Origin of the sequence: Bacteroides faecium (assembly GCF_012113595.1) — a bacterium.
GTDB classification, from domain to species: Bacteria; Bacteroidota; Bacteroidia; order Bacteroidales; family Bacteroidaceae; genus Bacteroides; species Bacteroides faecium.
Genome location: NZ_CP050831.1, coordinates 1,240,202 through 1,259,514, shown reverse-complemented (window position 1 = coordinate 1,259,514; position 19,313 = coordinate 1,240,202). Strand labels below are relative to the sequence as shown.

The window sequence follows — 19,313 nt, the reverse complement described above, 5'->3', positions numbered from 1 at the left end:
TTACTTCCCTGCGGAATATGAAAAATAGAACATCGAAATCCTGTTAGGATACCAGGTTCTTTTTCCAATAGTACTACATATCTTCCATACTAAAGCAGCGACTTTCTATCTCATATTTAGACAGGATTTTAGTACGAATGAATTCTATCTTTTGCTGAAGTAACTCCGGTTTGAAGTTCTTACGTTGCCGTTTCACTTCGGCCACTAATGCACGTTTGGAATCAGAATAAATGCCAATAATGTCGATCTCGTTTTGATCTGTATTATTCTTTCCGGCCCACCATGAACCAATATCAATAAACTCCTGGCTTTCGATCATCTTCTGGCGGAAATACTTTTCTAATGTTTCACCGGAATATGTCGGGAAATCATTTATAATGATTTCACTTAGAACCTTATAATTCTGCAATTCGATTAGTTTCTGATACTTTATAAAATAACGGAACCAGAACCGCAAGAATATGTCTGAGATTTCATATCTGACATTTTTTGTGGCATCTTTGGCAAAAATAGGACGCTTCTTTCTGATAATCTCATAATCTTCTTCCAAACGTTTCAGTTGCCCTGACAGACTAATATTACCCATCATACTCTCCATTTCTGAAATGGTTGTATTACCGTTGGCTATAAACGTAAGTATTGAAAAATAGTTTCCATACTGTTTTCCTAATTCTTGAATTAGCAGATTTTTGCCTTCAGTGAGGAAGGGAGAATCTTGCTTTATCATAAAATTAACCATCCCTTGAATCGAATAGTCTCCGTTGTCTATAATCATTTCAACGTATTTGGGAACACCACCGGTGAACGTGTAGAGTGCCAATAGTTCCTCATTGGAGCACTCTCCGGCATAGTCAGCCAGAATCTCTTTCAAGACCGATGTGGTAAAAGGCATCAGTTTTAGTATTCGATCTGCACGACCGAATAAAGGTTCTTTCTCGTCTTTGAAAATCTTTGTTATCAAGGTATATACAGAACCACTCACCACTAGATTAACATTTGATTTCAGGCGATATTCATCCCAGATGTTTTGCATTTTACTGTAAACTTCAGGATTGATAAAAAAGAATTCTTGAAACTCATCTATTACCAGGTTGAATTTCATTCGCGTACCAGTATCCATCAGGTACTGAAAAATATCTGAAAAAGTATTTATTCCCTCCGGTACGAAAACATTCAATGCAGTCCTGATCTCATCAACATAACTTCGGCACAAAGCTGCCTCGTTGCTTCGGGAAACGAACAAATAGACAGTAGGAGTGCCGTCACAACTCTTCTTTATTAGAAGAGTTTTTCCAATCCGGCGTCTACCAGTCAACACAGTAAACATCGAGTGGTTATTGAAGGATAGCTCCCTTACTTTATTCAGTGCGTCTAATTCTTTTTCTCTATTATAAAATTTCATTGCCTTCTTCTCTGTTTAATAGTTCTTACATATCTTTTCTTATATCCTCAATTTCACCAAAGGATAATTTAAGCAGGGTGATAGCTTGTGGACATTCTTTCTAATTATTGTCCAACGAATTATTACTGCCGTAATTATTACCATCGTAATAATTACGGCTGATGCACAAAGATAGCTTTTTCATCTTGAAGAAACAAGATTTTCAGCGATTTCTCTATCATCTAACTTTTTATTAAACCTCAATACTGCCTTCACGGGAAAATGGTCTGAAGGGATGCGTGCCTCATACTTTCCGGTAGCTTCGTTTTTAATTCGGTAAGTATCTGTCAGCACTCCGTACTTCTCAACAGCGAAGTTTTTAGTAACGAAGATATGGTCGATACGGTTGGGAGTATATGTGTTCGGATTCCATCCCGCACATGTTCCATTAGTTGCATATCTCAGTTGCGCGACCTCATAAGAGTCTGATAATATTCCGGATTCATGAAGTACTTGGTAGCTTTCGCTGGTCTGGTCTACATTGAAATCTCCGGTGAGTATGACGGGGTTTTTGCCACACATCTCTTTAATCTTACTGATAACCAGCTTGGCACTTTCGCGACGTGCCACTACTCCGATATGGTCCATGTGCAGGTTAAAGAACCAGAATCTGAACTTGCCTGTAATATCCTTGAATTCTCCCCATGTACAGATGCGGGTATAGGCTGCATCCCATCCTTTATTCGGCTTCGAGGTATCTTCCGATAACCAAAAATTCCCGGACTTGAGTAGCTTGAATTTATCCTTCCGGTAGAAGATAGGCGCATATTCCCCTTTCGTTTTCCCGTCATCCCGTCCTACGCCTATATAACTGTATTGCGGCAAGGCATTCAACATATCTTCCAGTTGGTTATGTTTCACTTCCTGTGCTCCGAATATATCGAAGTCATGAAAGGTGATTAACTGGGTGAGTACCGGGCAACGCTGTTCCCAGCCGTTTCCGGCTTTGGCATCGTTCGGGTTACTGTTTCGTACATTATAAGAAGCGACATTCAGTTGCTGTGCATTCAGTATTGACACACCGCAGAGCGCCAATACAATAAAAAGTTTTCTCATTGTTTTTTATTGTTAGATGGTTATTAAGTATCTTTTTCTTCTGTCTGTCCGCTCCTGTATTCTTTGGGAGAAGTGTTGTATAACTTGGCAAACTCCCGGTAGAAATAAGACTTGTTTGAGAAGCCCGATTTATACATAATCTCAGTAACGGTGAGTTTGGTGGTCTTTAATAGTCCCGCTGCATATTCCAGGCGGATGGTACGGACAAATTCGCTTGGTGTCTTTTCCGTCAATTCTTTGAGTTTACGGTACAATCCCGCTTTGCTTACTCCTATAAAGTCTGCGAGAGAATCCGGGTTTATGGATTCGTCGTCAATATTATCTTCGATGAATTTGATAATCTTGTCCAGTAACAGCTCATCCTCTTTATGCATGGTGATTCCATTCCTTACGATGAGAGAGGAACGGCCGGATTTGAAATACTCTTTCATCAGAGAGTATTTATTAATCATATTCTCTACCGCGCTCAATACATGTCTCGGATGGAAAGGTTTGGGGATATATAAGTCCGTTCCATGATTGTAAGCGTTAATCTGGTCTTCGATGGAGTTCTTGGCGGAGATATGGATAATCGGAATGTGGGCAGTCCGCTCGTTGGCTTTCAATATATCCGTCAGAGTGATGCCGTCCAGCCTGGGCATCAATACATCGCTGATAATAATATTTGGCTGTTTCTGTTCGATTTCTTTCAGCGCCTCTTCCCCGTCGGCTGCTTCCCGAACCTGGTAGTAAGGAAGCAGGATATCTTTCAGAAGTTCGCGGATATTCTTTTCATCTTCTACAATCAATATGCTAATTTCCTTTTGTTTAGGGACAAAAAGCATTTCATCGGCTTCTGCCTCTTCTTCTGCCGGCTGACTTTCTTTTCCGGGATTCATGTGCATGGACGGTAGAGACACATTGAATTCTACATACTCTCCCAATACACTTCCTACGGTGATTTCTCCACCCAATAACTCCGTCAGGCTCTTGGTCAGATTCAGGCCGACTCCGGTGCTTCCCGCATGTTTCAGGTTACTGCTCTCAAAAATCTTGAACCGGCTGAATATCTCACTCATTTGTTTCTCAGTCAGCCCCTTGCCCGAATTACGTATGCGGAAATGCAATGTCCCGTCAGTAACATTCTCTCGTATTTCAGCACGGATATATCCGCCGGACGGCGTATATTTGAAGGCGTTGGAAAGCAAATTGAATATTATTTTTTCCAGTGCATTCCGGTCTGTTGTAAAGGATGATACTTCTTTGCTTTTGAAGCTGAAGTCTATCTTGTTTTCTTCGGCAATTTCGGTATAGTTGTCCGATACATAGTCGACGAGCAACTGAATATCCACTTTTTCAGCATAGATAGCCGTATGTCCCGCTTCTGCTTTTCGGAACTCCATCAGTTCGTTGATAAGCTTCTGCATCCGGTCGGCATTGTTCTTGATGATGTAGATATATCTTTTTGTATAACTGTCGAGGTCTGCCTTTTCCAACAAGTGCTGTGCCGGGCCGTATATCAGTGTCAACGGAGTGAAAAACTCGTGTGCCACATTCGTGAAGAAGTTCAACTTCGATTCATGGATACGTTGCTGGTTTTGTTTTTCGATATGTTCCAGTAGAATCTGACGGTTTAGCCGAATTCTATTCTTGATGACGGATTGCGTGATATAGATAGCAATGGCAATCAGGATAAAATAAATAATAAAAGCGGTGGTACTGAGCCACCAAGGGTAAGCGATGTCCAAATTGAGGGAATAGATTTCGTTGCTCCATACCCGGTCGCCATTGGTGCATTTTACTTCCAGTTTATATTTTCCCGGCGGTAGTTTGGTGATAACGATATTCGGGTTATTCTCATTGTAAATCCATTCGTCGGCAAAGTCGATAATGCGGTAGCTGAACTCACAATTCTCATTGTTGATAAAATCATGTGCGGCAAATCCCAAAGTAATATAAGGCTCGTCATAGTCCAATCGGAGCGTATGGTTACGGATACGTTCGTAGATATTCTGGCTGGTATTGTTTATCTTCAGGCTGTTCAGGCTTAATGATGCGATATGTTCCCGTAAGCGTATCTTATTTTCGTCGAAATAGTTCAACCCGCTGACTCCGCCGAAATACAGCCATCCGGCTTTGTCCTTAAAAATAGCCCCATCAGAAAATTCGTCGTTTTGCAGCCCGTTTCTTGAGGAATAATTGGTAATTTTTCCCGAGGGCAAGTCGATAAAGGAAATGCCTTGATTGGTGCTTGCCCAAATATTCCCGCTCTCATCTTTCAGGATGCCGTGAATCGTATTATTGGGCAATCCGTTATTATCCGTATATTCGGTGATGGAAGGGGGTGTGGCTGTCGGGGACAACCGGTTAAGACCATAACTGGTACCTATCCAAATACTGGCAGAATCTCCTTTAGTCAGATAAATCACATCATTGTTAGTCAGGGACAAACCGGGGTCTATCTCATTCATCTGCCGGAAATGTTCGGACGCGATATCGAACTTATTAATTCCGCCCCCTCGCGTGCCTATCCAAAGTTCATTCTCATCGTATCCGGCGATAACCGAATAAATGATATTATTGCTTGGCGAAGAAGGGCCGGGAGATTTATATTGTTTCATGTCCGTTACTCTATAACTTTTTCCTTCCCTTTGCAGGCTCAGCTTGATAAGTCCGTAGCCGGAAGTCCCCAACCATAAAAGTGAATCATTATGGGTGAACAATATACTGTACACTGCCCTGAAAACTGGAAATTCAGCGGGAATACCCAGTTTCTTCACCTGGCTGCCATTGAGTGGAATATAATTGATACCCGCTCCTTCGGTTCCGATGAATATATCCCCGGACATATTTTTGCGGATAGTATAAACGGAGTTGGAGATTAACCCGTTACCCGTTGAAAGATAGGGGGTGACTCCCCGTTCCTGCTTGTCGAGCAGCAGGATACCTTCTCCTTTTGTTCCTACGAGTATATTGCCATTGTCTTCCTCACAAAAACAGCGGACAGGATAATTCGTTTTTACGGTATGGAAAGGCGAACTGTGTTCATAGACTTCCAATATCCCTTGTCCGTCCGTACCTACCCAAAGGATATTCTGCGAGCCGATATAAATAGTGAAAATGGAAGCTTTCTCCGGCAATTGGAGTAATTCCGTTGAAGTCCCATTTTCAAGATTATATCTGATGCATCCCCCCTCGATAAAGCTGATAAGGAGATATTCACCGTGGCAGATAGCTTGTGATACAGTCTTGTTCTCCGGAATATTTATACTGTCCAATATACGGTTATCTTGTGAAACAGTCAGCGTCCTGTCATCGTTAATGATGAGGCAGTCCTGGGAAAGATAAATATTGGAAACGGGGGCACAGTGCCTGATTTCTTCTTTAAACGAGAGTTCGGGACAGGAGTTGCGGACAGTCAGTTGATAATGCAATAATTGTCCATGTCCTGTGAGAAAGAATATCCGGTCTTTGGAATCAATGACGAAGTTCCTGATATCATCGGGCAGGTCATTCTTCAAGGATACAAACTCCTGTCTCCGGTCATCGAAATAGAACAGACCCTGCTCTTTCACGTAACAGATTATATGCTTGCCGGAAGTGATACCCAGCAGAAATGATTTCTCCTGTTTCGGCGGATTATTCTGTGTACCTAGATAATAGGGAGTAAACTGTTGGGTAGAACGCTTCCACCGGTTTACCCCATAGTCCGTAGATACCCACAGGATAGAGTCGCTCTGCTCGATAATCTGCCAGATGACATTATTGCTGATAGACCCTGCATCCTTTTTATTATAAGAATAGGTTTTGAAGCTACGACCGTTATATGCATTCAATCCGTCCCATGTCCCTACCCAAAGCGTATGTTCCGAATCTTCGAGGAAACAATTCACCGAATTATTGGATAATCCATCCGCATTGGAAATCTGTTTTACTACATTCTGCGAATGTAATAAAGCAGGCATCAGGCATGAATAAATAAGGATGCAGATGTAACGGAAATATGAGTGTTTTCGTAGAATCATGTCGCAAAGATAGAGAGGAAAAATAAGAAAACAAAGATAAAAATATGCTGTACAACACCTGTATACCCTTTTGAGAATATAGTACACTCTTCCCGTCGCTGCGTGGGGTAGCTTTGCCACGAGAAATAAAAACAACACCTATTTAATGATTAGAAAATGGATATTGCAAAACGATTTCATCAGAACCCATTATTGAAACCATCTGATTTACAACCGGGAATAGAAGGTATGGAAATCACCTGTTTCCTGAATCCCGGAGTATTCCGCTTCGACGGAAAAACCTGGTTATTACTGCGGGTAGCCGAACGCCCCGTACAGAAACAGGGAGTGATTAGTTTCCCCGTATATAATAAGGAAGGGAAGATAGAGGTACTTTCTTTCGACGAAAATGACCCGGAACTGGATGCTTCCGACCCTCGTGTGATAGGATATGCAGGACAGGATTACCTGACTACCATGTCTTATCTCCGGCTGGTATCGAGCGAGGACGGCATCCATTTTAAGGAAGAACCGGATTATCCGCCTATTTTCGGCAAAGGGGCATTAGAGGCTTTCGGCATCGAGGACTGCCGGGTGGCGACTACAGCCGACGGCTATTACCTGACGTTTACCGAAGTCTCTTCCGTTGCCGTCGGTGTAGGGCTGATTCATACCCGTGACTGGAAGAATTACACTCGTCACGGCATGATTTTTCCCCCTCATAATAAAGACTGTGCCTTGTTTGAAGAGAAGATAAACGGCAAATATTTCGCCTTGCATCGCCCGAGCAGTCCCGAACTGGGCGGCAACTATATCTGGCTTGCCGAATCACCCGACCGGTTGCACTGGGGCAATCACCGTTGCGTTGCGACCACTCGCTCCGATAGTTGGGACTGTGCCCGTGTGGGTGCGGGCGCCGCGCCTATCCGTACAGAGGAAGGCTGGCTGGAGATTTATCATGGTGCAGACTATCAGAACCGCTATTGCCTGGGAGCCCTTCTGCTTGACTTGAACGACCCCTCAAAGGTAATCGCCCGAAGCAAAGCTCCTATAATGGAACCGACTGCTCCCTACGAGCAAACCGGATTCTTCGGGAATGTAGTCTTCACGAACGGGCATCTGGTAGAAGGGGATACGGTGACTGTTTACTACGGTGCGAGTGATGAAGTAATCTGCGGAGCGGAGTTCTCTATTGGGGAAATCCTTCGTTCATTAAAGTCATGACATATATTAAGGTAGGAAATGAATAAATTGAAAAGAGAATATCAATTCTTCAAGCAGCAAAGTCCCAATGTACGTGTACTGTTGATGACTAACCTGCTCTATGCGTTCGTGCTTCCTGTGGTGGAGATATTTGTAGGCGCTTATGTGATGCGCCACACGAGCGAGCCTGTTTCCGTAGCTTTCTATCAGCTTTTTATGTATATCGGCATCATTGCAACCTCTTTTGTCAACGGCTTCCTGTTGCGGCATGTCAGCGTGAAAGTACTGTATGCAGGCGGGATATTAGTTAGCGGGTTGTCGATGTTTACCATGATGCTGGTAAAGTCATTGGGCTTTGTAGAACTAGGCATAGCAGGTTTTGTCCTCGGAGCCGCATCGGGTTTCTTTTGGACTAACCGTTATCTATTGACTCTCAACAACACGACCGATAATAGCCGGAACTACTTTTTCGGACTGGAATCTTTCTTTTTCTCCATCACTTCGATAACTGTTCCTTTATTGATTGGCGCATTCATCAGCCAGATAGACGGCAAAGAAATCATGGGATGCCTGATTGATATAAATGGAGCCTATCGTTTGGTCACAGTCGGAGTCATAGTCGTGACCCTGTTTGCCGTAGCTGTCTTGTGGCGTGGTAAGTTTGCCAATCCGGTACAGAAGAATTTTCTGTATTTCCGGTTCTGTACACTGTGGAAAAAAATGTTGTTATTGGCTTCTCTGAAAGGAATGGTACAGGGATTTCTGGTGACTGCCCCCGCCATCCTGGTTCTGAAACTGGTCGGTGATGAAGGGACATTAGGCTTGATACAGGGAATCAGCGGTACGCTGACGGCTATACTGGTCTATGTACTGGGGCGTATTGCCAAACCCGAAGACCGTCCGAAGATATTTATTGCCGGGTTACTCGTCTTTTTTATCGGTACTCTGTTCAACGGGGTCTTGTTTTCAGCCACCGGAGTGATTATCTTTGTCCTCTGTAAGGTAATCTTTCAGCCCTTGTTTGACTTGCCTTACTATCCCATTATGATGCAAACCATCGACGCAGTAGTTAAAATCGAGAAAAGAAATGAATACACTTATATTTTAAGCCACGAATTCGGACTATTCCTGGGGCGTGCTTTCGGGCTCATCCTTTTTATGGTGCTTGCCTTTGCCATATCACAGGATTTTGCATTGAAGTACGCATTGATACTGGTAGGAGCCTTGCAGTTGATAGCCTACCCGTTGGCTCAGAACATCATCAAACAGAACCAGACGGTTCGCTAATATTTCAAAACCATTAAGCTGCCATTGCAAACGGATGAATTATTATGTTGTACAGCACCTATATACCCTTTTGAGAATATAGTACACTCTATTTTTTGCGGGGTACGATAGTTTTGCCGGCAGAAAAACGATGAACGACCGATTTGGGAAAACTAAAAAAACGACGTATGATAAAACTAAAATCTGTAATCTATTTAATCAGTATGATGACATTAGCCGGATGCTCCGGACAAAAACAGGCATCCGTAGCTGTCGAAGAACAGAGCGGACAATGGATACTCGGCCCTTTTGTCCGCCCGGAAGGGGTGAATCCGGTGATTTCCCCGCAACCGACTACTTTCCAATGCCCGATGCGCAAGCAGCCGGTAAGATGGGAAGAGAGTGACACTTTCAATCCGGCGGCAACCGTCAAGGACGGGAAGATTGTGGTACTCTACCGCGCGGAAGACAACTCGGCGCAAGGCATCGGAAAGAGGACATCCCGCATTGGCTATGCGGAAAGTGCGGACGGAGTGACGATGAGCCAAGCGGACGCACCGGTACTCTTTCCTTCCGAAGACGATTTTAAAGAAATAGAATGGGAAGGTGGTTGCGAAGACCCGCGTGTGGCAATGACGGAAGACGGATTGTACGTCATGCTTTATACAGCCTGGAACCGCAACCTTCCCCGCCTGGCAGTGGCTACTTCCAGGGACTTGAAAAACTGGACGAAGCACGGACTCGCTTTTGCGAAAGCATACAACGGACGTTTTGCCAATATAGCAAGCAAATCAGCTTCTATTGTCACCGGAGTGAAAGACGGCAGACTGGTCATTGAGAAAGTGGCTGGCAAATACTTTATGTACTGGGGAGAGAATGCGGTATGTGCCGCAACTTCCGATAACCTGACCGACTGGGCTCCGGTACTGAACGAAAACAACGAACTAAGGGAGATAGCCAAACCCCGCAACGGGTATTTCGACAGCCGCCTGACTGAGTGCGGGCCACCGGCTATCAAGACTGTGAACGGTATTGTATTATTATACAATGGCAAGAACGGATACAAGGAAGAAAGGGACTCGGCATACCCCGCAGGCGCTTATTGTGCAGGGCAGTTCCTGTTTGACGCCAACGACCCTTATAAGGTACTCGACCGCCTGGATAAACCCTTCTTTGTGCCCGAAGCCGCTTTCGAGAAGAGCGGTCAGTACAAGGACGGAACAGTGTTTATCGAAGGGCTGGCTTACTTTAAAAACAAATTATATCTCTATTATGGCTGTGCCGATTCGCAGGTTGCAGTAGCGATATGTGATGATAATATAGATTCGAAACTTAAAACACATAACTAATTTAATCTATGAAACATGCTTGTAAAATGAACACGGTTGTCTTAAAGTCGTTCAACGACCGGCTGAAGATAGCTACTGTTTCAGCTTTAATGGCAGGGACTTTCCTGTGCGTACCGTTTACGGTATATGCGGAAAGCCCTTCGGTATCGGGTATCGAACAGACTGTTCGGAATATCACGGTGAAAGGTGTGGTTGTTGACGCCGGCGGAGAACCGGTTATCGGAGCTTCGGTGCAACTGAAAGGTGCTGCCGGTGTGGGGACGATTACCGATGTGGACGGTAAGTTTACCTTGCCGGTTCCCGCTAATGGAGTGTTACAGATTTCCTATATCGGATACAAAACAACAGAAGTGCGGGTGAACGGACAAACCGGACTGAAAGTAACTTTGCAGGAAGATACCGAGACACTGGACGAGGTAGTGGTGGTAGGTTACGGTATTCAGAAGAAGGCTTCTGTGACCGGTTCGGTGGCTGCCATCTCTTCGGACAAATTGATGGAAGTAAAAGCTCCCAGTGTGACGAATATGCTCGCCGGACGTTTGCCGGGTTTGCGTGCCGTACAGCGTAGCGGTAGCCCCGGTGATGATGGAGCTTCCGTTGATATTCGTGGATATGGAAGCATGCTGGTGATTGTAGACGGCATCGAGCGTGATTATACGCAGCTCGACCCGAATGATATCGAGTCCATTTCTATCCTGAAAGATGCCGCCGCAGCGGTTTACGGTTTTAAAGGTTCAAACGGTGTTCTGCTGGTTACTACCAAGAAAGGGACGGAACAGAAGGTGAAGATAGAATATAACGGCTATGTAGGCTTTCAGAAAGTGACCCGCTATCCGGAGATGATGAATGCTTATGAGTATGCCTCTCTTTACAATGAAGCGATTCACAATGCCAACCCGTGGCGCGGAGCTTCCGCTTACTCGCAAGAACAACTGGAAGCTTACCGGAATGGTACGGCAGGTACGGACTGGTGGAGTGAGACGATGCGTAGCACCGCTCCCCAGACTTCACATAACTTGAGCCTGACAGGCGGTACGGAGAAAGTGAAATATTATATGTCTATCGGATATATGGACCAGGGTGGTATCATCCGTTCGGGCGACTGGAATTACCAACGTTACAACGTCCGTTCCAACCTGAGCGTGGAAGTGGCTAAGGGACTGAACGTGGAACTGCGTTTGAGCGGGCGCTTCGACAACCGCAAAAAGCCTTACAATGGCGATAACCTGTTCCGTTCGGCACAAATGGCCATCCCGACTTATTCCATGTATGCCAATGATAACCCGGATTATTGGGGAGCCGTAGGAGATATGGCGAATCCCGTGCATGTTTCCGATTCGGACGACAGTGGTTATGAAGACCGCCTGCGTCGCGAATTTAACAGCTCGTTGGCTATCACCTGGCAACTTCCCTGGGTGAAAGGACTGATGGCAAAAGCATTGGTTGCCTACGATTATACGAACAAGGAATGGAAAACGTGGCGGAAAGACCTCTCGGAATATACGTATGATTATGCGAATGAAGAGTATATAGAGAAAGTGGTTAACACCGCGCATCTGGAATCGAAACTGGAAAACTATGACAAACCGACCTATCAGTTCTCTATGAACTACAACAATACGTTCGCTAAAAAGCATAATATCGGTGCCATGCTGGTATGGGAAATGTATAATGACAAGAAGAATTGGGTGACCGGAGCACGTGACTTTGCCATCGGGCTGATTCCTGACCTGGACTATGGGGATAAAACGAACCAGGAAGCTTCCGGCAAGACTCAGGAGACAGCTCATGCCGGCTTGGTGGGACGTCTGAACTATGATTTCTCCAACCGTTATCTGGTGGAATTCAATTTCCGCTACGACGGAACCTATAAATTCCGTGCGGGCAATCGTTGGGGATTCTTCCCGGGTGTCTCTTTGGGATGGCGTGTTTCGGAAGAGGCTTTTTTCAAGAAACTGTTGCCCGATATGGATAACCTGAAAATTCGTGCCTCGTATGCCAAAGTGGGTGATGAAGGAGATTTCGACGCGTTTCAGTATCTGGATGGATATACGTCTCACGGAAGCTATATCATGGGCAGCAACGGAGTGACTTCGGGCATGACTACGGTAGGTATGGCAAACCCGTGGCTGACCTGGTATGAATCGAAGATAATGAACATCGGCTTTGAGGCGTCTTACCACAGGGGACTGATTTCTGTGGAGTTCGACTGGTTCCGCAGAAACCGTTCCGGTCTGCCTGCCACCCGTGTAGGCTCATTGCCTACTATCTTCGGTGAATCAATGCCGCAGGAGAACCTGAATTCTGATATTAACACCGGATTCGAGATTGTAGTCGGGCATAAAAACCGGATTGGCAATTTTAATTATAATGTGTCGGCCAACTTCTCTACTACCCGGATTAAGTATGATTATGTGGAGCGGGCGGCTTCCACCAATATGTATGACGATTGGCGTAATAACACCAACGGGCGTTACAAGGATATCCGCTGGGGAAAGAAAGTAATCGGGCAGTTTACTTCTTTCGAGGAAATTTTGAACTCACCGGTTCAGGATAAGGACGGTAACCGTTCGCTGATGCCGGGTGATTTGAAATTCGAAGACTACAATGGCGACGGCATTATCGATGATAACGATACGCAACCCCTCGGACACGGTGCCACCCCCCGTATGTACTATGGCTTGAATATGTCCGGAGAATACAAAGGATTCGACCTGACTGTCTTCTTCCAGGGAGCTGCCGGACACGATATTTATGTCAGCGGGGATATTCTCGACCCGTTTATCCAGCAAGGTTTAGGTAATGGGCTGGCTATCATGACCGACCGCTGGCACCGGGAAGACCCGACCGACCCTTATAGCAAATGGATTCCGGGATATATGCCTGCCGCACGCGTGGCAGGTGTCGCCGATAACCGTTCCAGTAACTCGTGGTCATTGCACAACGCAAGTTACCTGCGCCTGAAAACCCTGGAACTGGGATACACGCTTCCTAAAGCCTTGACCAAAAAGGCGGCTATCGACCGGGTGCGTTTCTATATCAACTGCAACAATCTGCTGACTTTCACCAAGCGTGACGGACTGATGAAGAACGTCGACCCCGAAAGCAATTCCAGCGGGATACGCTACTACCCGCAGATGAAGACGTATAACTTTGGCGTAAATGTAACCTTCTAAAACCTGTAAAGACAATGAATAGGAATTATCTGAAATATATATTGATAGGCGGGGCATCCATCTTCGTATGGACGGGGTGCGATGATTATCTGAACCGCGAGAGTACCAGCGGTGTCAACACACCGGATTTGATTTGGCAAAATCCGAAAGCAATCACAGCTGTATTGGCGGATATGTATGACTCGGGACTGAAACTGGATGAATTCGACGACTGGTATGGAAGCAAGAAAGCGAACCTGGCGAATCAGACCAGTCTCTCGGATGAGGCTACCGCCAGTTATCAGAAAGAGAGCGCATTCGACAAGTCGAACTCTACTTATTCTTATGGCGACTATGTATTCAACGACGACATGGTGACCCGCTACAAGCAAATCCGCATTGTGAATAACTTCCTGCTGAATATTGAGAAAACTTCCGTATTGAGTGAGGATGAGAAAGAGGAACTCGGAGCAGAAGCCCGTTTTATCCGTGCTATGCAGTACTTCGGACTGGTGAAGCGTTATGGGGGTGTTCCTTTGCAGACTGTTCCGCAGGAATATACCGCAGGGAATACGGAAGCTCTTTACCAGGCTCGTGATACGGAAGCCGCGACCTATGATTTCATTATCAATGAATGTAAGGCTATCTATGAATCATTGCCGGAAGTACGCAGCAGTGATGCCAAATACCGCGCAAATCGCGGAACGGTGCTTGCTTTGTGGTCACGTGCCGCACTGTATGCCGGTACTATCGCCAAGTATTCCAAGACACTGACTCTGACAGGCGAAGCTGTTTCCAAAGGATATGTTTATATTCCGGAGACAGAAGCGGAACGTTACTTTGACGAATGTTACACTGCTTCATCGAAGATTCTGGATGAAATGGTTCCCCGCGTGTATAGCTTGTATAAATCGACCGGTACGGAATCGGAAGAGCTGGCGCAGAACTTTTACAATCTCTTTTCCAAAGCAGTGAATGGGGATAACGGAGAATATATTTTCCAGAAACAGTATAATGTGGCTGCCGGTAAAGGACATATGTGGGATAAACTGAATGTTCCTTTCTCTTATCGTGGCGACGGTTGGGGATGCGGCATGTCTCCGGTACTGGAAATGGTAGAGGAATTTGAATATATTGACGGTACGGAAGGGAAGCTGAAGATGAAAGACAGCGGTGGAAAAGCTATCAGCTATGATAGCCCGTATGATATCTTTAAGAATAAAGACCCTCGTTTATTAGGTTCGGTTTACCTGCCCGGTGCTGATTATAAAGGATACGGCGGCGGTAAAATCGAATGGATACGCGGTGTCATCAACGGACAGGATGGGATAGGAACCAAGTATGAAGCTTCCGCCCAACCGGATAAGGAGAACAAGGTCGTAATAGACGGACAGACTTATAATACTTCGGGAAAAGACGGTGGCTCGTTAAGTGTAGGCGACGCCAGCAAGACGGGTTTCTATCAGCGTAAATTCCTGGATGAAAGTCTGACGGACTATACGGACATCGACGCAAAACGTTCTTCTACTCCCTGGGTGGTTTTCCGTCTGGCAGAAATCTATCTGAATCGTGCAGAGGCTTGCATGGAATTGAATCAGCACCTGGACGTGGCATTGAAAGATATCAATGAGATTCGCGGCAGGGCAGGCATCAAACTATTGACTGCCGGTAACCTGACGCTGGATAAAGTGCGCCATGAACGGAAAGTGGAACTTGCTTTTGAGAAGCATCGTTACTGGGATTTGAAACGTTGGCGCCTGGCTCATCTGGATGTAAGCAAAGGTGGTTTGACCAATTTCCGCGGCACGGCTCTCTGTCCGTATTACAATGTTAAGAGCGGCAAGTACACCTTTGAAACCGGTGTGCCCGAAAAGAGAAAGCGTCTTTTCCTTGAAAAGAACTACTATACGGTGTTCCGTGCCGAGGACTTGAGTACGAATCCGTTGATGGTACAGAATCCGGGTTACGGTAATTGATACGTCCAATTGTAAGTTTAAAGAAGAAACGATATGAATAAAATAATAAACATAGGATTGACTGCATTATTCGCCTGTTTCGTGGCGGCATGCGAAAATGACATCGATAATTATGATGCACCGAACGGTGGCGTGTATGGCACTATCTATGATAAGGAAACGAATGAACCGGTTCCTATGCCTGTGCCGGGAAGTAGCGGTGTGATGATGAGTTTGTACGAGCAGAATACGGGGGCTACCGCCTCTGTTGATTTCCGTGCCCGCCAGGATGGAACGTTTGAGCATACGAAGGTGTTCAATGGCAGCTATCGTATTCAGGCAAAGGATGGCCCTTTTGTCGGGGTATGTGAAGGGTATGTCACCGTGAACGGACAAACGCAGGTTGATTTGTACACAATCCCGTTCTCGCGTATTAGCCTTGATGTGTCTGTATCGGCAGATAATAAGTTGACACTGACCTATGATGCGAAAACATCGAACGAGACATTGCAACTGACGGATGTTTCCGTGATATGGAATTATGCTCCGGGAGTGGATGTGAACAATGCAAACCATGCCACCCTCTCTTCACTGGGGACAAAGGCCAGTGGCACGCACGTCATCGACCTGATGAGTGATACTGAATTTATAGAGAATCATTATAAGATTGTTTCCAACAAGAACAGGGTGTATGTACGTGTTGCGGCTACGGTGACAGCAGAAAGCAAACCGTACGTGAACTACAGCCGGGTAGTGGAAGTAACTGTGAATGATATAAGATAAACGATAAAAAAGAAGGTAACAATGAAACATAAATTCTATTTATTACTGGTACTGTTGGTGGGCGGTTTGTTTGCCGGTTGCAGTTCGGACGATGACGGTGTGACCCCGCCGGACGAAAAGGACGGGGTATTGGTAAAAGTCATGTCTTACAATATATATAGCGGGCAGAAAGCTTATTCCGGGAAAAAGGGAATGGAAGCGATTGCCCAAGTGATTAAAAAGATAAATCCGGACTTGGCAGGTTTGCAGGAGTTTGAGACGAAGACTAACAAGGTGGAGAAAGCGGATATTATCGCCCTGATGAAAGAAGTGACCGGAATGCCTTATGCTTTCTTTGTCAAAACCCGTGATGTGGACGGCGGCGAGTATGGAAACCTGATTCTCTCGAAGTATCCGATAAGTGATGAAGTGAATTATGATTTGCCGAGAATAGAGACAGTGGAAGATGTCTACCCGCGTTCGATGGGAGTAGTGAAAACAGAAAAAGATGGAAAGGGTTTCTATTTCGGAGTGACGCACCTGTCTCATGTGGGCAACGAAACTAACCGTATCAACCAGACTACAACGATTATCGAAAAGACAAAGGGCTTGGATGAGCCAATGATATTGACTGGTGATTTCAATGCTTTAGCCGACTCCGGCCCGATGAAGATATTGTATGAACGTTTTGAAATCGGTTGCCTGAACGGGAACTATGGACTGACAACGGGAACGCCCGTTCCGGTGAAAGCGATTGATTTCGTATTGTACACTCCGGATGAAGGAATGTCTCCGAAAGCCTATGATGTGTATTATGATGCTTATGTAGAATCAGACCACTTTCCGGTGGTAGCTACGTTCAGTATAAACGATTAACCTAAAAAGACAGAAACATGAAAACATTGATACATCATTTGAAACGGTTTTCTATCTATTCTCTGATGTTTGCGTCAATCGGCTTTGTCGCATGCGAGGATGAGAACCGGCAGGATATGACACCTGAAATCGGCGAGGGCGAAGCTACTCCCAAAATCACTATGTACACGCCGACAGCCGGCGGGAAGTCTACAAGCCTGACTTTATACGGTACGCATTTCGGCACGGATTTGGATAATATCCGCGTGACAGTCAACGGGGTGGATGCCGAAGTGACGGGTGCGTTGGGGAATATTATTACTGCCAATGTGCAGAGGGGTTCCGGCTCCGGTCCGGTGAAAGTGTATCTCGGTCAGGGAGAAGCTGCGCAGGAACTGACATATAAAACGGAGTTTGAGTATTCTCAGTCTCCTATTGTAAGTACTTATATCGGCAGTTATGTTCCTTCCGCAAAAACGGAGAAGAAAGAGGGGACCCTCATGGAAGCGGTTCTTTGGAAACCGGGTTCTATCGCTTTCGACAAGGAAGGTGCTTTGTATATCGTGGAAGATGATGACCGTGATATCCGTATCGCGAAAAACAATCAGGTCGCTACTTTCTTACGCGGAGATGGAACCGGTGGAACTGTATTCAGGATGATGAATATCGCTTTCTCATCGGATGGCAATACTTTATTCTTATCCAATGATGCCAACGCTACGGGCAATGCACATATTGCAACGATGCCATGGAACAATGTTACGCATCAGTATGATGCTGCTAATCTGTCTGCAATATGGTCAATCACTCCTTCTTTGGGGAATGGCGTCACTAATGTAGGTGTGCATCCTGTCACGGGAGAGATTTTCTCCGTAGCTCATGGAAATGCCATGATTTACAAATATGACCCGGAGCAGAATACGATGGTGGCAACCGGCGTGCAACTTCCCGATGCAGCAGGTAAAAATGCGTCGAAAGTAAAAATCCGCTGTATCCTTTTTGATAAGGCAGGGACTACCGTGTATATGAGTTCACAGGAAAAAGATGTGATTTATAAAGGGGATTACGACATGTCGACAGGCGAATTCTCTAATCTCCATATTTGGGTAGGGCAGTACGAGAAAGCAGGTTTTACAGAAGGTCAGGGAAATGAAGCCAAACTGGAAGAGCCTTGCCAGATGGATTTGGATGAAGAGGGAAATATTTATGTAGCAGTCCGTAAAAAGCATCGTATAGCGAAAATCACCCCTGATGGAATGTTGACAAATTACACTGGTACAGGTATTTCCGGTACGACTGACGGCCCGTTGGATAAAGCGCAATTCAATCATCCGGAAGGTGTGCAGTTCGGTCCGGACGGAGCGTTGTATATTTCAGATTATTGGAATCATAAGATTCGTAAGATAGAAAAGGATTAATTTTGTATCAGGTAGGAAAGATTGTTTTTCAGGATAACATTCACTTATTAATTGGTTGTATATGAATTTTAGAATATGCATTTCATTGTTTCTATTGTGTTGTTTGTTACAACCTTCAACGGCACAGAAACCTGTGACAAAACCGAAAGAGGTCACAGTAAAAGCCATGACTTACAACACGTATAGCGGTCGTAAACAAGGAATTGATAAGATTGCCGAAGTCATTAAGAAAGAAAACCCGGATATCGTTTCACTCCAGGAAATAGAAAGAAACACGGAGATTAACCCTTGGGATACTCCGAAGAAACTGTCGGAACTGACGGGAATGAAATATTATTATTTTGCCCATGCGCTCGATATTCCGACTGGCGGAGATTACGGAAATGTGATTCTTTCCAAATATCCGGTTTCCGAGGAAAAGAGTTTTAAGTTGAGTGTACTGAAAGAAGGTGATTATGTCCGTTCTTTCGGTTATGTGAAAGTTGCGAAGGAAGGCAAAGAATTCTATTTCGCTACGACACATCTGGACCATAAATACGAAGATGCTGCCCGCCTGAAACAGGTTGATGAAATCCTTGCGTGCGTGGAGCAACTGGATAAACCTGTTATTTTGGGGGGAGATTTGAATTCCCGTCGAGGTTCTGCTACCATGGCTGCCTTTCAAAAGTATTTCACCGTAAATTGTTTGAGTGATGGCGCTCCGTGGACAGTACCCGTACCAAGTCCGGCTTACGCATGTGACTGGTTGATTTATGCGCCAAACGAGGCTTTTACTGTGAAGGCGTACAATGTTTGTTATTGGGCGGATAAGGAATCAGATCATTATCCGGTAGTGGCTACTTATCTTATCAAATAAGAGGGTGTTCTGAC

General features: G+C 45.2%; 12 protein-coding genes. 9 read left to right on the top strand and 3 right to left on the bottom strand.

What is annotated here, in order from left to right:
• Positions 1-73: 73 nt before the first annotated feature.
• From BacF7301_RS04565 to BacF7301_RS04555, 3 genes are all read right to left on the bottom strand, one after another.
• The gene (locus BacF7301_RS04565; protein ID WP_167960645.1) at positions 74-1,402 is read right to left on the bottom strand and encodes an ATP-binding protein; all 1,329 of its coding nucleotides are present in this window, start codon (positions 1,400-1,402) and stop codon (positions 74-76) included.
• A gap of 180 nt (positions 1,403-1,582) precedes the next feature.
• Positions 1,583-2,497, bottom strand: a complete 915-nt coding sequence (locus BacF7301_RS04560) for an endonuclease/exonuclease/phosphatase family protein (RefSeq protein ID WP_167960643.1) — start codon at positions 2,495-2,497, stop codon at positions 1,583-1,585.
• Between the two features lie 23 nt (positions 2,498-2,520).
• Positions 2,521-6,501 (bottom strand): hybrid sensor histidine kinase/response regulator transcription factor, encoded by a 3,981-nt coding sequence (locus BacF7301_RS04555; protein WP_209319500.1) that lies wholly within the window; start codon positions 6,499-6,501, stop codon positions 2,521-2,523.
• Positions 6,502-6,657: 156 nt separating this feature from the next.
• Between BacF7301_RS04555 and BacF7301_RS04550 the strand changes: the two genes are divergently transcribed.
• The 9 genes from BacF7301_RS04550 (at position 6,658) to BacF7301_RS04510 (ending at position 19,299) form a co-directional block, all read left to right on the top strand.
• Positions 6,658-7,704, top strand: a complete 1,047-nt coding sequence (locus BacF7301_RS04550) for a glycoside hydrolase family 130 protein (RefSeq protein WP_167960641.1) — start codon at positions 6,658-6,660, stop codon at positions 7,702-7,704.
• Positions 7,705-7,722: 18 nt separating this feature from the next.
• Positions 7,723-8,970: an MFS transporter gene (locus tag BacF7301_RS04545; protein WP_167960639.1), complete on the top strand. Its 1,248-nt coding sequence runs from the start codon at positions 7,723-7,725 to the stop codon at positions 8,968-8,970.
• Positions 8,971-9,137: 167 nt separating this feature from the next.
• A complete protein-coding gene (locus tag BacF7301_RS04540) occupies positions 9,138-10,298 on the top strand; it encodes a beta-1,2-mannosidase (RefSeq protein WP_209319499.1) in 1,161 nt (386 codons plus the stop codon).
• A gap of 8 nt (positions 10,299-10,306) precedes the next feature.
• Positions 10,307-13,474 carry a SusC/RagA family TonB-linked outer membrane protein gene (locus BacF7301_RS04535; protein ID WP_167960637.1) on the top strand — a complete coding sequence of 1,056 codons (3,168 nt, stop codon included), beginning with the start codon at positions 10,307-10,309 and terminating at the stop codon, positions 13,472-13,474.
• 14 nt (positions 13,475-13,488) lie between these two features.
• On the top strand, positions 13,489-15,429 hold the full coding sequence (locus BacF7301_RS04530; RefSeq protein ID WP_167960635.1) for a RagB/SusD family nutrient uptake outer membrane protein: 1,941 nt from the start codon (positions 13,489-13,491) through the stop codon (positions 15,427-15,429).
• 33 nt (positions 15,430-15,462) lie between these two features.
• Positions 15,463-16,191, top strand: a complete 729-nt coding sequence (locus BacF7301_RS04525) for a DUF3823 domain-containing protein (RefSeq protein ID WP_167960633.1) — start codon at positions 15,463-15,465, stop codon at positions 16,189-16,191.
• 21 nt (positions 16,192-16,212) lie between these two features.
• Positions 16,213-17,046, top strand: coding sequence for an endonuclease/exonuclease/phosphatase family protein (locus tag BacF7301_RS04520; RefSeq protein ID WP_167960631.1), 834 nt, complete (start codon positions 16,213-16,215; stop codon positions 17,044-17,046).
• Between the two features lie 17 nt (positions 17,047-17,063).
• Complete coding sequence (locus tag BacF7301_RS04515; protein WP_167960629.1) at positions 17,064-18,443, top strand: SMP-30/gluconolactonase/LRE family protein; 1,380 nt, start codon at positions 17,064-17,066, stop codon at positions 18,441-18,443.
• Positions 18,444-18,504: 61 nt separating this feature from the next.
• Positions 18,505-19,299, top strand: coding sequence for an endonuclease/exonuclease/phosphatase family protein (locus BacF7301_RS04510; protein ID WP_117809030.1), 795 nt, complete (start codon positions 18,505-18,507; stop codon positions 19,297-19,299).
• Positions 19,300-19,313 lie beyond the last annotated feature (14 nt).

Excerpts from the sequence above, each read along its gene's own strand:
- BacF7301_RS04515 (WP_167960629.1), top strand. The coding sequence starts at position 17,064 with ATGAAAACATTGATACATCATTTGAAACGGTTTTCTATCTATTCTCTG.
- BacF7301_RS04525 (WP_167960633.1), top strand. The coding sequence starts at position 15,463 with ATGAATAAAATAATAAACATAGGATTGACTGCATTATTCGCCTGTTTC.
- BacF7301_RS04520 (WP_167960631.1), top strand. The coding sequence starts at position 16,213 with ATGAAACATAAATTCTATTTATTACTGGTACTGTTGGTGGGCGGTTTG.
- BacF7301_RS04510 (WP_117809030.1), top strand. The coding sequence starts at position 18,505 with ATGAATTTTAGAATATGCATTTCATTGTTTCTATTGTGTTGTTTGTTA.
- BacF7301_RS04540 (WP_209319499.1), top strand. The coding sequence starts at position 9,138 with ATGATAAAACTAAAATCTGTAATCTATTTAATCAGTATGATGACATTA.
- BacF7301_RS04530 (WP_167960635.1), top strand. The coding sequence starts at position 13,489 with ATGAATAGGAATTATCTGAAATATATATTGATAGGCGGGGCATCCATC.
- BacF7301_RS04545 (WP_167960639.1), top strand. The coding sequence starts at position 7,723 with ATGAATAAATTGAAAAGAGAATATCAATTCTTCAAGCAGCAAAGTCCC.
- BacF7301_RS04565 (WP_167960645.1), bottom strand. The coding sequence starts at position 1,402 with ATGAAATTTTATAATAGAGAAAAAGAATTAGACGCACTGAATAAAGTA.
- BacF7301_RS04560 (WP_167960643.1), bottom strand. The coding sequence starts at position 2,497 with ATGAGAAAACTTTTTATTGTATTGGCGCTCTGCGGTGTGTCAATACTG.
- BacF7301_RS04535 (WP_167960637.1), top strand. The coding sequence starts at position 10,307 with ATGAAACATGCTTGTAAAATGAACACGGTTGTCTTAAAGTCGTTCAAC.
- BacF7301_RS04550 (WP_167960641.1), top strand. The coding sequence starts at position 6,658 with ATGGATATTGCAAAACGATTTCATCAGAACCCATTATTGAAACCATCT.
- BacF7301_RS04555 (WP_209319500.1), bottom strand. The coding sequence starts at position 6,501 with ATGATTCTACGAAAACACTCATATTTCCGTTACATCTGCATCCTTATT.